The sequence below is a fragment of the Streptomyces sp. NPDC048182 genome, from assembly GCF_043202555.1.
GTDB lineage: Bacteria > Actinomycetota > Actinomycetes > Streptomycetales > Streptomycetaceae > Streptomyces.
Map to the genome: position 1 here is coordinate 176600 of NZ_JBIDAQ010000004.1, position 13568 is coordinate 190167.

The 13568-nt window shown below is 73.7% G+C and carries 9 protein-coding genes; 5 read left to right on the top strand and 4 right to left on the bottom strand.

Going from position 1 to position 13568, the window contains the following annotated elements; all coding sequences use genetic code 11:
* The first annotated feature begins 93 nt into the window (after positions 1–93).
* The 4 genes from ACGFZL_RS09640 to ACGFZL_RS09655 are packed head-to-tail and all read left to right on the top strand — an operon-like array spanning position 94 to position 5852.
* Entirely contained in the window at positions 94–840 is a 747-nt protein-coding gene (locus tag ACGFZL_RS09640; protein WP_355169317.1) for a response regulator transcription factor, read from the top strand.
* The gene (locus ACGFZL_RS09645) at positions 837–2447 is read left to right on the top strand and encodes a sensor histidine kinase (RefSeq protein ID WP_393690330.1); all 1611 of its coding nucleotides are present in this window, start codon (positions 837–839) and stop codon (positions 2445–2447) included. Before ACGFZL_RS09640 ends, ACGFZL_RS09645 begins: the two co-directional genes overlap by 4 nt.
* 25 nt (positions 2448–2472) lie before the next feature.
* Complete coding sequence (locus ACGFZL_RS09650) at positions 2473–3795, top strand: glycosyltransferase (RefSeq protein ID WP_393690331.1); 1323 nt, start codon at positions 2473–2475, stop codon at positions 3793–3795.
* Positions 3792–5852: an ArnT family glycosyltransferase gene (locus ACGFZL_RS09655; protein WP_393690332.1), complete on the top strand. Its 2061-nt coding sequence runs from the start codon at positions 3792–3794 to the stop codon at positions 5850–5852. The genes ACGFZL_RS09650 and ACGFZL_RS09655 overlap by 4 nt, the downstream gene beginning before the upstream one ends.
* Before the next feature lies 1 nt (position 5853).
* On the opposite strand, the gene ACGFZL_RS09660 is transcribed toward ACGFZL_RS09655, so the two are convergent.
* The 4 genes from ACGFZL_RS09660 to ACGFZL_RS09675 all read right to left on the bottom strand — a co-directional run bounded on the left by ACGFZL_RS09660 (position 5854) and on the right by ACGFZL_RS09675 (position 11192).
* Positions 5854–6369, bottom strand: a complete 516-nt coding sequence (locus tag ACGFZL_RS09660; RefSeq protein WP_393690333.1) for a DinB family protein — start codon at positions 6367–6369, stop codon at positions 5854–5856.
* Positions 6370–6434: 65 nt separating this feature from the next.
* Complete coding sequence (xdhC, locus tag ACGFZL_RS09665) at positions 6435–7298, bottom strand: xanthine dehydrogenase accessory protein XdhC (RefSeq protein WP_393690334.1); 864 nt, start codon at positions 7296–7298, stop codon at positions 6435–6437.
* Between the two features lies 1 nt (position 7299).
* Complete coding sequence (xdhB, locus tag ACGFZL_RS09670) at positions 7300–9708, bottom strand: xanthine dehydrogenase molybdopterin binding subunit (protein WP_393690335.1); 2409 nt, start codon at positions 9706–9708, stop codon at positions 7300–7302.
* Complete coding sequence (locus ACGFZL_RS09675) at positions 9705–11192, bottom strand: xanthine dehydrogenase small subunit (protein ID WP_393690336.1); 1488 nt, start codon at positions 11190–11192, stop codon at positions 9705–9707. The genes xdhB and ACGFZL_RS09675 overlap by 4 nt, the downstream gene beginning before the upstream one ends.
* 882 nt (positions 11193–12074) lie before the next feature.
* On the opposite strand from ACGFZL_RS09675, the gene ACGFZL_RS09680 reads away from it, so the two are divergent.
* A complete protein-coding gene (locus ACGFZL_RS09680) occupies positions 12075–13553 on the top strand; it encodes a sugar transferase (RefSeq protein WP_393690337.1) in 1479 nt (492 codons plus the stop codon).
* Positions 13554–13568: the final 15 nt, after the last annotated feature.

A 13568-nucleotide genomic window follows, 5' to 3' on the forward strand; every position in this document is an offset into this window, starting at 1 on the left:
AGTAGTCGCCGCCGGCAGGCCCCGCCCCGGTTTCTCAGCAGAATCACAGACTGCGCCAAGGGGGCTCTCACGGGAACTGTCGAGGCTTCTCGCATGAGTACCTCCCTGCCCCAGGCGCGCACCGAACTGAAGCGGCCCGACGGCGGCCCCGTCCGGGTGCTCGTCGTGGACGACGAGCAGTCCATCACCGAACTGCTCTCCATGGCCCTGCGCTACGAGGGCTGGCAGCTCCGCTCCGCCGAGGACGGCGAGGGGGCGCTGCGCGCGGCCCGCGCGTTCCGGCCGGACGCCGTGGTCCTGGACATGATGCTGCCCGACATGGACGGACTCGCGGTCCTCGGCCGGCTGCGCCGCGACCTGCCGGACGTGCCCGTGCTCTTCCTCACCGCGCGCGACGCCGTCGAGGACCGGATCGCCGGGCTCACCGCGGGCGGCGACGACTACGTCACCAAGCCCTTCAGCCTGGAGGAGGTGGTCGCCCGGCTGCGCGGCCTGATCCGGCGCACCGGCGCGAGCGACCGGCGCAGCGAGTCGGTCCTCACCGTCGGCGACCTCACCCTGGACGAGGACAGCCACGACGTGTACCGCGACGGGCAGCACATCCACCTGACCGCCACCGAGTTCGAGCTGCTGCGCTTCCTGATGCGCAACCCGCGCCGGGTGCTGAGCAAGGCGCAGATCCTGGACCGGGTGTGGTCCTACGACTTCGGCGGCCAGGCCAACGTGGTCGAGCTGTACATCTCCTACCTGCGGCGCAAGATCGACGCCGGGCGCGAGCCGATGATCCACACCCGCCGCGGGGCGGGCTACCTGCTGAAGCCGGCCGTCGCAGCACCGTGAACGACGCGCAGGCGCCTGAGGCGGGACGGCCGCGCCGGTCCGGGCCCCGCTCGCTGCGGGCCCGCCTCGTCCTGTCCAGCCTGGCGCTGATCGCGGTGGTCGCCGCGGTCATCGGGTCCGTCACCACCATCGCCCTGCGCTCCTACCTCTACCGCCAACTCGACGACCAGGTCGGCCAGATCGCCATGCGGGCCGCCGGCCCCGAGGACGTGCCCCGGGACGCGGGGCACTTCCCGCCGCCGGGCGGCGACGATGCGTACGACTTCGTCACCAAGGGGGCCACCGCCGGCACGGTGGGCGCCCGTGTCACGGTGGACGGCGCCGGGCGGGCCGCGGTGGCGGACGGCGAGATCAACACCGAGCGCACTGGGGCGGACGGCGCGCGCACCCAGGCCGACCGGCTGACCCGCACCCAGCTCGACGCCCTCGCCGGCGCCCCCCGGGACGGCGCGACCCACCGCGTGACCCTCCCGGGGCGGGGCGACTACCGTGTGCGGTACGCGCACGGCGTGCGCGGCGCCTACTACGTGGGCCGCCCCACCGCGGACGTCGACCGCACGATCCGCACCCTGGTCGTCATAGAGCTGTCGGTCACCGCGGCGGGCCTGACCGCCGCCGGCATCGCCGCCGCCGCGCTGACCGGCGTCGCCCTGCGCCCGCTGCGCCGGGTCGCCGCCACCGCCGCCCGCGTCTCCGAACTGCCCCTGCACCGAGGCGAGGTGGCCCTGCCCGAGCGCGTCCCCGACGCCGAGGCCGACCCGCGGACCGAGGCCGGGCAGGTGGGTGCCGCGCTCAACCGGATGCTCGACCACGTCCACTCCGCGCTCGACGCCCGGCACCGCAGCGAGACGCGGGTACGGCAGTTCGTCGCCGACGCCGGCCACGAGCTGCGCACCCCGCTCGCCTCCATCTGCGGCTACGCCGAACTCACCCGGCGCGGCCACGAGCCCGCCGGTCCCGACACGCGGCACGCGCTCGGCCGGATCGAGTCCGAGGCCGAGCGGATGACCGGGCTCGTGGAGGACCTGCTGCTCCTCGCCCGCCTGGACACCGGGCGGCCGCTGGCCTTCGCGGACACCGACCTGTGCCCGCTGGTGGTCGACGCCGTCGCCGACGCCCGCGCCGCCGCGCCCGGACACGTCTGGCGGCTGGCCCTGCCCGACGCGGAGGACACCAGAGTGCGTGCGGACGCGTCCCGGCTGCCGCAGGTCCTGGTCAACCTGCTCGCCAACGCCCGCAGCCACACCCCGCCCGGCACCACCGTCACCGCCCGGGTGCGCCGGGCGGGGGAGCGGCTGCTCGTGGAGGTCGCGGACGACGGGCCCGGCGTCCCGCCCGACCTGCTGCCGCACGTCTTCGAGCGGTTCGCCCGGGGCGACACCTCCCGTTCCCGCGCCGCCGGCTCCACCGGCCTCGGCCTCGCGATCGTCCGGGCGGTCACCTTGGCGCACGGGGGACAAGTGTGGGTCGAGAGCGCGCCGGGCCGCACCGTGTTCACGGTCGACCTACCGGCCCTGCCGGCCCTGCCGCACACGCCTCTCCGCGCCGGCGCCGTGGTCCGGGCGCCGCATTCACAGCCGTACGACAGGCTGACCACACGGCCGTGACAGGGCGTCCGGACACCGTCGGACCATGCGAACCGATCCCCGAACCCCCGCCGGCCCGCCGGGCCCGCTGCCGGTGCGGAGCCATCTGCCGCTGCGCCCGGACGGCCCCGGCTCCCCGGTCCTCGACGTGGTCGTCCCCGTGTACAACGAGGAGGACGACCTCGGGCCCTGCGCGCGCCGGCTACACGGCCATCTCACCCGCACCTTCCCCTACCCGTTCCGGGTGACCATCGCCGACAACGCCTCCACCGACACCACGCCCGCCGTCGCCGCCGGGCTGTGCGCGGAGCTGGACTCGGTGGTCTACACGCGCCTGGAGCAGAAGGGGCGCGGGCGGGCCCTCGGCACCGTGTGGGCGGCCTCCGCGGCACCGGTCCTCGCCTACATGGACGTCGACCTGTCCACCGACCTCAACGCCCTGCTCCCGCTGGTCGCCCCGCTCATCTCGGGCCACTCGGACCTGGCCATCGGCACCCGGCTGAGCCGCACCTCGCGGGTGGTGCGCGGCCCCAAGCGGGAGTTCGTCTCGCGGGCCTACAACCTGATCCTGCGCGGCTCGCTGCACGCCCGCTTCTCCGACGCCCAGTGCGGGTTCAAGGCCATAAGGGGCGACGTGGCGCGGGCCCTGCTGCCCCTGGTGGAGGACACCGGCTGGTTCTTCGACACCGAGCTGCTCGTGCTGGCCGAGCGGGCCGGGCTGCGCATCCACGAGGTGCCGGTGGACTGGGTCGACGACCCGGACTCCTCGGTGCGCCTGGTGCGGACGGCGGCCGAGGACCTCAAGGGCGTGTGGCGGGTGGGCCGGGCCCTGGCGGCCGGCACCCTGCCGCTCGACCGCCTCGCCCGGCCGTTCGGCGACGACCCCCGCGACCGCGAGGTGGCGGGCGTGCCCGGCTCCCTCGCCCGACAGCTCGCCGGCTTCTGCGTGGTCGGCGCCCTGTCCACGCTCGGCTACCTGCTGCTGTACTCGGCCTTCCGCACGGCCGTCGCGGCGCAGGCGGCCAACGCGCTCGCGCTGCTCCTGTCCGCCGTCGCCAACACGGCCGCCAACCGGCGGCTGACCTTCGGGGTGCGGGGCCGGGCCCGGGCCGTGCGGCACCAGGCACAGGGTCTGGTGGTGTTCGCCATCGGGCTCGCCCTGACCAGCGGCTCGCTCGCCGCGCTCGACACCGCCGGGCCCCGGCACTCCCACGGCGCCGAGCTGGCCGTCCTGATCTCGGCCAACCTGGCGGCCACCGTGCTGCGGTTCCTGCTCCTGCGGGCCTGGGTCTTTCCCGAGCAGCGCTCCGCCGCATCCGTGCCCCGCCCCGCCGCCACCCCCGACGACCTCCGGGAGACCGTCCGATGACCACGCACCACCCCACCGCGGAGGCCCTCGCGGCCGGGCCCGCCCGGCCCGCGTCCGACGACCGGCGGCCCGGCGATCCGTCCTGGGTCCGGCCCGTGCTCCTCGCCCTCCTCCTGGCGACCGGGCTCGCCTACCTCTGGAACCTCAGCGCCTCCGGCTCCGCCAACTCCTTCTACTCGGCGGCCGTGCAGGCGGGCAGCCAGAGCTGGAAGGCGTTCTTCTTCGGCTCCCTCGACGCGGGCAACGCCATCACCGTCGACAAGCCGCCGGCCGCACTGTGGCCGATGGCCCTGTCCGTGCGGCTCTTCGGCCTCAACTCCTGGGCGGTCCTGGTCCCGCAGGTGCTCATGGGCGTCGGCACGGCCGCGGTGCTGTACGCGGCGGTGCGCCGCCGGTTCAGCGCCCTCGCAGGCCTGCTGGCCGTGGTGGTGCTGGCCCTCACGCCGGTCGCCGCCCTGATGTTCCGCTTCAACAACCCCGACGCGCTGCTGGCGCTGCTGATGACGACCGCGGTGTACTGCGTGCTGCGCGCGGTCGAGGACGGCCGGACGAAGTGGCTGGCCTGGGCCGGGGCCGCGGTCGGCCTCGCCTTCCTGGCCAAAACGCTCCAGGCGTTCCTGATCCTGCCGCCGCTGGCCCTGGTGTACGCCGTGTGCGCCCCGGTGCGGCTGCGCCGGCGGCTCGGCCAACTGGCCCTGTCCGCCGCCGTGATGGTCGTCGTCGGCGGCTGGTGGGTGGCGGCCGTCGAACTGTGGCCCGCGTCCTCGCGCCCGTACGTCGGCGGCTCGCAGCACAACTCGTTCCTGGAACTCACCTTCGGCTACAACGGGTTCGGCCGGCTCAGCGGCGACGAGACCGGCAGCGTCGGCGGCGGCGGCCGGGGCGGCGGCCCCGGGGGCGGCATGTTCGGGGAGAGCGGCGTGACGCGCATGTTCGGCGACTCGGTCGGCGGCCAGATCGCGTGGCTGCTGCCCGCCGCCCTGCTGCTGCTCGCGGCCGGCCTCGCGGTCACCTGGCGGGCGCGGCGCGCGGACCCGGCGCGGGCCGCCTTCCTCGCCTGGGGCGGTGCCCTGCTGACGACCGCCGGGGTCTTCTCCTTCATGGCGGGGATCTTCCACCAGTACTACACCGTGGCCCTCGCGCCCTACCTGGCCGCCCTCGTCGGCATGGGCACGGCGGTCCTCTGGGAGGAGCGGGCGCGGATCGCGGCCCGGGCGGCGCTCGCCGCGACCGTCGCCGGCACCGGCGTCTGGTCGTACGTCCTGCTCGACCGCACCCCCGACTACCTGCCGTGGCTGCGGTGGGCGGTGCCGGCGGGCGGGCTCGCCGCCGGGGCCGCGCTGCTCCTGCCGCCCCGCCTGGGCCGGCTGCCGGCCCGGCTCGCGGCGGGTCTCGCGATCCTCGCCTGCCTGGGCGGCCCGGCGGCGTACACCCTCACCACGCTGAACTCCGGCCACACCGGGTCCATCGTCACGGCGGGACCGGCCGAGGCGGGCCGGACGGGCATGCCGGGCGGGCGCGGGGCGCCGCGGTTCGGCGAGTCCGGCGGCGGGCGCGGGATGCCCGGCGGTCAGCTGCCCGGTGGCCGCGGGATGCCGGGGGGCGCGACCCCGCCCGGCGGCGGCAGGGCACCCGGCGGGGCCTTTCCGGCCCTTCCGGAAGGCGCCGGCCGGGGCGGTGGCGGGATGGGCGGCCTGCTCGACGGGGCGCAGGTGAGCGCGAAGGCGAAGGCCATGCTGGAACAGGACGCCGGCGACTACATCTGGGCCGCCGCCTCGGTCGGCTCGCAGAACGCGGCGAGCTACCAACTCGCCACCGAGAAGCCGGTCATGGCGATCGGCGGCTTCAACGGCACCGACCCGTCGCCGACGCTCGCCCAGTTCAAGGCGTACGTGCAGCAGGGGCGGATCCACTGGTTCATCGCCGGCGGCGGCATGGGCGGCCGCATGGGCGGCAACGGCACCGCCGCGCAGATCACGTCCTGGGTCGAGCAGATGTACCAGAAGGTCACCGTCGGGAGCGCCACCTTCTACGACCTGACCGCGCCCCAGGCGTGAATCAGGCGCCGGTCTCCCCGTCGAGCAGCTCGCGCACGACATCGAGGTGGCCGTTGTGCCGGGACGTCTCCTCGATCAAGTGCAGGAGCACCCAGCGCAGGTCGACGTGGAGGCCGTCGCGGACCGGCTTCGCGGCCCTGGTCTCCAGACCGTGCTCGGCCACCAGGCGCCGGTGGCGGGCGTTCTGCTCCTCGTACTCCGCCAGGAGCCGGGGCAGCGGGACGTCGACCGCCGTGCGCATCTCGGGGTCGGGGTCGTCGTCGGTGGCCTCGGTGAGCGGGCCCTCCAGCTCGCCGCCGAGGAAGACCACGTCGAACCACCAGTGCTCGACCCAGCGCAGGTGGCTGATCAGCCCGCACAGCGTCATCAGCGGGGAGCCCGGGAGCGGCGCCTTGCGCGCGTCCTCGGCGGACACGCCCGCGCACTTGGCGCGTGCGGTGGCCCGGGCGTAGTCCAGGAACGTGGTCAGCTGCGTACGCTCGTCCCAGGCGGGAGGCGTGTCGGTTCGCTCAGTCATCGCGCGGAGTCTCCCGCAGCGGGGGAGCGGGTGTCGACCGAATAGACCGGCACCCGCTCCGCGGCCTACGCGCTCTCGGCCGCCGGCGGCGCCGAGTGGGCCAGCCGGATCCGGCGCTGCTCGGCGGCGGTCCGCTCGAAGGTGCGCAGCAGGTCCGCCGCGACGCTCACCGCGATGGTGGCGGGCTCCTTGCCGGAGATCTCCGTCAGTCCGATCGGGGTCTTGACCCGGTCGATGGCCGCCGCGTCGTGACCGCCCTCGGTGGTCAGGCGGTGCTTGAACCGGGACCACTTGGCGGAGGAGCCGATGAGCCCGATCGAGCCCAGCTCCGGCAGCCGCAGCGCGGCGTCGACCAGCGCGGCGTCCTCGGCGTGGTCGTGGGTCATGATCAGCACGTGCGTGCCCGGCGTCAGCTCCCCGAGCACCTCCTCCGGGAGCAGCGGCGTGTGGTGCACGTGCACCTGCGCCACCGCGTCCCCGAGCACCGCGAGCCGCTCCTCGGCGAGCACCTCGGCGCGGCTGTCCACCAGATGCAGGTCCAGCTCCTGGCGGGCCAGGATGCGCGCCAACTCCAGACCCACGTGCCCGACGCCGAACACCGCCACCGCCGGGACGACCGGCAGCGGCTCCAGCAGCACGGTGACCACGCCGCCGCAGCACTGCACGCCGTGGCGGTTGGTCACCTTGTCGTTGAGGGCGAACTCCAGCAGCTCCGGCTCCGCGTCGAGCGCGCCGACCAGCTCGCGGGCCCGGTCGATCGCGACGGCCTCGACGTTGCCGCCGCCGATGGACCCCCAGCTGTCGGTGCGGCCCACCACGAGCTTGGCGCCGGCCCGGCGGGGGGCGTGACCGCGCACGGTCGCGACGGTCACGAGCACGCCGGGTTCCCGGCGCTCCCGCAACCGCGCGACCGCGGTCACCCAGGTCATGTCAGGCATGGCTGAGCGCGGTCGACCCGACGGGGATCCTGCTCCCGCCGCGCGCCCGGCCGTCGACCGGGGCGTCCGTGCCGTCACCCGAGCGCGCCTTCTCGACGGCCCAGTAGACCGCCTCCGGCGTCGCCGGCGAGGCGAGGTCCACGCTGGTGCCCGCCGGGCCGAACGCCGCGGCGGCCTGCCTGAGCGCCTCGCGCACCGAGAACGCCAGCATCAGGGGCGGCTCGCCGACCGCCTTGGAGCCGTAGACCGCGCCCTCCTCGGTGGCGTTCTCCAGCAGGTGGACGTGGAACTCCTCCGGCATCTCCGAGAAGCTCGGCAGCTTGTACGTGCTGGCCGCCTGGGTGAGCAGCCGGCCGCGGTTCGGGCCGTCGCCGGTGTCCCAGCGCAGGTCCTCCAGGGTCAGCCACCCCGCGCCCTGCACGAAGCCGCCCTCGACCTGGCCGATGTCGATCATCGGCGAGAGGCTGTCGCCGACGTCGTGCACGATGTCCACCCGGCGGATGCGGTAGGCGCCGGTGAAGCCGTCCACCTCCACCTCCGTCGCGGCGGCACCGTAGGCGAAGTACTTGAACGGCGAGCCCCGGAAGGTCTTCGCGTCCCAGTGCAGGCCCTCGGTGCGGTAGTAGCCGGCGGCGGAGAGCTGGACGCGCTGGAAGTACGCGGTGCGCACCAGGTCGTCCCAGGCCAGCTCCCGGTCGCTGCCCAGGCCGCGCGCCACGCCCTCGACGATCCGCACGTCGGAGGCGTTCGTGCCGAGCTGGGAGGCGGCCACCTGCAGGAGCCGCTCGCGCAGCTGCTCGCAGGCGTTCTTGATCGCCCCGCCGTTCAGGTCGGCGCCGGAACTGGCAGCGGTGGCCGAGGTGTTGGGCACCTTGTCGGTGCGGGTCGGGGCGAGCCGCACCTTGTGCAGCGGGATGCCCAGGGTGGTCGCCGCCACCTGGAGCATCTTGGTGTGCAGGCCCTGGCCCATCTCGGTGCCGCCGTGGTTGATCAGGACGGAGCCGTCCTTGTAGATCAGCACCAGCGCGCCGCCCTGGTTGAAGGCGGTGAGGTTGAAGGAGATGCCGAACTTGATGCCGGTGAGCGCGAGCGCCCGCTTGGTGTGCGGGTGGGCCGCGTTGAAGGCGGCGATCTCGCGCCGGCGGTCGGCGATGCCGCCGTCCTGCTTGACCTGCTCCCAGGTGACGGAGACCCGCTCGGGGTGGTTGACCGGCTGACCGTACGGTGTCGTCTGGTCCGGCCCGTAGAAGTTGCGCTCGCGCAGCTCCATCGGGTCCAGGCCGAGCAGCGGCGCGCAGCGGCCGAGGATGTCCTCGATCACCAGCATGCCCTGCGGGCCGCCGAAGCCGCGGAAGGCGGTGTTGGAGACCGAGTTGGTCTTGGCGATCCGGCCGGCGACGCGGGCGTTGGGGATCCAGTACGTGTTGTCGATGTGGCACAGCGCGCGGGCCACCACCGGCTCGGACAGGTCCAGGCTCCAGCCGCCGTCCCCGGTGAGGGTGGCGTCCAGGGCCCTGATCCGGCCGTCCGCGTCGAAGCCGATCTTCCACTCGGCGTGGAATCCGTGCCGCTTGCCGGACATGGTCAGGTCCTGCGTGCGGTTCAGCCGCAGCCGGACCGGGCGGCCGGTGAGCTTGGCGCCGAGCGCCGCGATGGCCGCGAAGCCGTGCGGCTGCATCTCCTTGCCGCCGAAGCCGCCGCCCATCCTGAGGCACTGCACGGTCACCTCGTGGCTGTGCAGGCCGAGCACGTGCGCGACGATCTCCTGCGTCTCCGAGGGGTGCTGGGTGCTGCTCTGGACGAACACCTGCTCGTTCTCGTCGACATGCGCGAGCGCCGCGTGCGTCTCCAGGTAGAAGTGCTCCTGGCCGGCGAACTGGAACTCGCCGCTGAAGACGTGCGCGGCGTCGGCGAAGCCGGCCTCGACGTCGCCGGTCACCATCACCGGCCGGGCGCCGTGGAAGCTCTCGGCCGCGATCGCCTCCTTCAGCGTCAGCAGCGAGGGCTTCTCCTCCAGCTCCACCTCGACGGCGGCCGCACCGATCCGGGCCGCCTCCAGGGTCTCGCCGAGCACCCAGGCGACCGCGTGGCCGTGGAACATGACCTCTTCGGGGAAGAGCGGCTCGTCGTGCTTCATGCCCGCGTCGTTGACGCCGGGCACGTCGGCGACGGTCAGCACCTTGACCACGCCCGGCACGGCGAGCGCCGGCTCGGTGCGCAGCGCGGTGATCCGGCCGTGGGCCTTCATGACCTGGACCGGGTAGGCGTGCAGCACGTCCTTGGTGCGGAACACCAGGTCGTCGGTGTAGAGCGCGGCACCCGTGACGTGCAGGGTGGCGCTCTCGTGCGGCATGGAGACGCCGACAGCCGGCTTCTCGGGACGCTCGGACAGATGGCTCATGACGACACCGCCTCCGTGGTCTGTGCGTGCAGCTTCAGCAGGCTCTGGCCGAGCATCGCGGCGCGATAGTCGGCGCTGGCCCGGTGGTCACTCATGGGCGTTCCCTGGGCCTTGAGTTCACGCGCGGCGGCCTCGACGGTGTCCGTCACCCACGGCTTGCCCTCCAGGGCGGCCTCGGTGGCGAGCGCGCGGATCGGGGTGGCGGCGACGCCGCCCAGGCCGATGCGGGCCTTGCGGACGATCCCGTCCTCGACGTCGAGGGCGAAGGCGACCGCCACGCTGGAGATGTCGTCGAAGCGGCGCTTGGCGATCTTGTGGAAGGCCGTCACCGGCGCCAGCGGCAGCGGGATGCGCACCGCGCGGATCAGCTCGCCGGGCCGGCGCACGCTCTGCCGGTAGCCGGTGAAGTACTCCGCCAGCGGGACCACGCGCTCACCGTCCGCGTCGGCGAGGACCAGCGACGCCTCCAGGGCGAGCAGCACCGGCGGGCTGTCGCCGATGGGGGAGCCGGTGCCCAGGTTGCCGCCCAGGGTGGCGGCGTTGCGGATCAGCCGCGACGCGAACTGCGGGAACAGCTCGGCCAGCAGCGGCACCCGGCCGTCCAGCCGGCGCTCGATCTCGGTGAGCGTCTGGGCCGCCCCGATCTCGACGTGGTCGGCCTCCTCGCGCAGCTCCCGCAGCTCGGGCAGCCGGTCGACGGCGATCACGCACTCGGCCCGGCGGGAGCGGATGTTGACCTCCACGCCCCAGTCGGTGGAGCCGGCGACCACCTGCGCGTCGGGGCGCTCGCGCAGCAGCCGGGTCGCCTCGCCGAGGGTGCCCGGGCGCAGGAAGACGCTGTCGTCCTGGGCGTACTCGGTGACGGCCGCGGCGGGCGGGGCCTGCTCGCGGCGCTGCGCGAAGGGGTCCTCCTCGGCGGGCGCGCCGACGGCGAACGCGGCGTCGCGGATCGGGCGGTACCCGGTGCAGCGGCACAGGTTGCCGCTGAGCGCGTGCAGGTCGAAGCCGTTCGGACCGTGCTCGGCGTCGCCGCCGACGGTCGCGTCCGTGTCGGCGTCACCGTCCTGCCCGGCGTGCGCGCAGCGCCCGGGCCGGTAGTACTCGGCGGCCATGCTGCAGATGAAGCCCGGCGTGCAGTAACCGCACTGGGAGCCGCCGCGGACCGCCATCTCCTCTTGCACCGGGTGCAGGGTGGGCGCCGTGCCGGGGGCGCCCGGCGTGGCGAGCCCCTCGGCGGTGATGATCTCCTGGCCGTCGAGGGCCGCGACCGGGGACAGGCAGGCGTTGATCGCCACCCAGTCGGTCGGCTTGTCCACCCCGGGCCGGGCCACCAGGACCGAACACGCGCCGCACTCGCCCTCGGCACATCCCTCCTTGCTCCCGGTGAGGCCGCGCTCACGCAGGAAGTCCAGGACCGTCGTGTGCGGGGTGGACGGGGAGATCGGGGTGACCTTCCCGTTGACCGTGATCCGCGCCGCTACCATGGCACTTCCTCGTTTCGGTACGCGGTCGTTCTGGTTACCGTAGTCGCCATTGCAGGGGCTTTCTCTTTCGGTGACGCAGTTGACGCAGTGGAGAACCCTGGGCGCGGACCGGCGCGCGAAGACGCGCGGGGAGCGGGGCAGGGGCGAAGGCCGCCGGGCCGCGAACGGACGGGCCGGCGAAAGGGCTGCTCAGCAGCCGTGCGCTACCCGACCCGGGACCCAGGCGCTCTGCTGGGCGAGGCGATGCAGATCGGAGCAGGTGGTCATCCGACGTCGCCTCCTTCCGGTTACCTCATCGAGTCGGTGCATTGGTAGCTAAGTTGCTGCGAGTTCATCGGTCAAGACGCCCTGCGCCAATCGGCGACGGGTCTAGGGGAAGCCACGAACGGGCCGACCGCGCGTCTCGGAAGTGATTGTGCTATCCCACAAAGCGACGCCGCCGAAATGCTCCGGTCCCAGTATCCCCCGCATTCTCTCGCCCCGCGTGCGCGCCGCGTGGACTTCGACGGAATCCGCCAAGAGCCGACAAGATCCACCAGACGGGTCGCTCGCGGTCCCGTCGGGCGGCTCGGCGGTTACCAGTGGTCGTGACCCAGTGACGTGACGTCATTGCAGGTCAGAGCGGGTGCGAGCGTCGCCAAAACGCACTAAAGCGGGCATCGATTTGAAGATCGACCTTCAAAACTTGCCTACGAATTCCACACATCCCCCTCTTCAGCCGGGCCGCCATGGTCTACATTGACCGTGCTCACATGCTGGGACACGACGCGACAAATGATGATCTATAGGACCCGCGCATATGCGGGAGGCGGGGGCCTCCCGGGGGGAGGGGCAGCGCGCGGGGCGTGATCACGTCGAACCACTGGGGACCGGGGGGTTTCTGTGCGGCAGGGGGGACTAGTACGCCCTTTTCCGCCGACGCGCGGGCGTCCGGCGGACGGGGCGGTCAGCGGGTCGGCGAGTGACTGGGAGCAGCGCTACCGGCGTACCGTCATCGCCGGCGACACCGCGGTCACCGCCTTCGTGGTGGCGGCCATAGGCCAGTTCTTCGGGGCCAGGGACGCGGCCAACTGGCACGAGAAGTGGGGCATCCTCGCCTTCGGCACCGAACTGCTGGTGCTGGCGGCGCTCGCGGTCGGCCGGGCCTGGGCGCCCGCCGTGCTCGGCCAGGGCGCCGAGGAGTTCCGCCGCCTCGGACGCGCCCTGTTCGCCGCGACGGTCGTGCTCGCGCTCGGCGGGATCGCCCTCACCTCCCGCAACATCAAGCTCTGGATCTTCGTCGCCATACCGGCCATAGCGCTCGTCACCATGACAGCGCGCTATCTGCTCCGCCTCGCCCTGCACCGGCGGCGCAACGACGGCCACTGCCTGCGCCCGGTGCTCGCCGCCGGCAGCCCGGACACCCTGAGGGACCTGATCACCCGCACCCGCAAGTTCCCGCACCTCGGCTGGCGGGTGGACGCGGTGTGCACCACGGACGGTCTCGGGCCCGACGGCGACCAGCTGGACGGCGTACCGGTCGTCGGGCGGCTGACGGAGGTCGCGAACCACGTCCGCCGCGACGGCTACCGCGTCGTCGCGGTCACCCCGGACCCGCACTGGTCACCGGACCGCCTGCAGCGCCTGGCCTGGAACCTGGAAGGCAGCGACGCCGAGATGGTCGTGGCCCCCGTGCTGATGGAGGTGGCCGGACCGCGGCTGCACGTCGACGCGGTGCTCGGCATCCCGCTGCTGCGCGTCAGCATGCCCGCCTTCACCGGGGGCCGGCGCGCGGTCAAGGAAGTCGTCGACCGGATGGGCGCGGCGCTGCTGCTGATGGTGTTCGCGCCGCTGATGGTGCTCGTCGGGCTGCTCGTGCTGGTGGAGAGCCGGGGCGGGGCGTTCTACCGCCAGCGCCGGGTCGGCAAGGACGGCCGCGAGTTCACCATCCTCAAGTTCCGCACCATGGTCGCCGGGGCGCACGGGGCACGCGCCGGGCTTGCCCTCTACAACGAGGGCTCGGGGCTGCTGTTCAAGCTCCGCAACGACCCGCGGGTGACCCGGGTCGGGGCGGTGCTGCGCCGGTACTCGATCGACGAGCTGCCGCAGCTGTTCAACGTGCTCACCGGGTCGATGTCGCTCGTCGGGCCGCGGCCCCCGCTGCCGGAGGAGTCCGCCGCCTACGGCCCGGACATCCGGCGGAGGCTGCTGGTCAAGCCGGGCCTCACCGGCCTGTGGCAGATCAGCGGGCGCAGCGACCTGCCGTGGGACGAGGCGGTCCGCCTCGACCTGCGGTACGTGGAGGACTGGTCGCTGGCACTGGACTCGGTGATCTTGTGGAAGACGCTGCGCGCGGTGCTGCACGGCCAGGGGGCCTACTGATGCGCCGGGACCGCC

Bases quoted from the DNA above. Each gene is read 5' to 3' on its own strand.
- ACGFZL_RS09660 (WP_393690333.1), bottom strand. From the start codon at position 6,369: ATGACTGAGCGAACCGACACGCCTCCCGCCTGGGACGAGCGTACGCAG.
- xdhB (WP_393690335.1), bottom strand. From the start codon at position 9,708: ATGAGCCATCTGTCCGAGCGTCCCGAGAAGCCGGCTGTCGGCGTCTCC.
- ACGFZL_RS09655 (WP_393690332.1), top strand. From the start codon at position 3,792: ATGACCACGCACCACCCCACCGCGGAGGCCCTCGCGGCCGGGCCCGCC.
- ACGFZL_RS09650 (WP_393690331.1), top strand. From the start codon at position 2,473: ATGCGAACCGATCCCCGAACCCCCGCCGGCCCGCCGGGCCCGCTGCCG.
- ACGFZL_RS09675 (WP_393690336.1), bottom strand. From the start codon at position 11,192: ATGGTAGCGGCGCGGATCACGGTCAACGGGAAGGTCACCCCGATCTCC.
- xdhC (WP_393690334.1), bottom strand. From the start codon at position 7,298: ATGACCTGGGTGACCGCGGTCGCGCGGTTGCGGGAGCGCCGGGAACCC.
- ACGFZL_RS09640 (WP_355169317.1), top strand. From the start codon at position 94: ATGAGTACCTCCCTGCCCCAGGCGCGCACCGAACTGAAGCGGCCCGAC.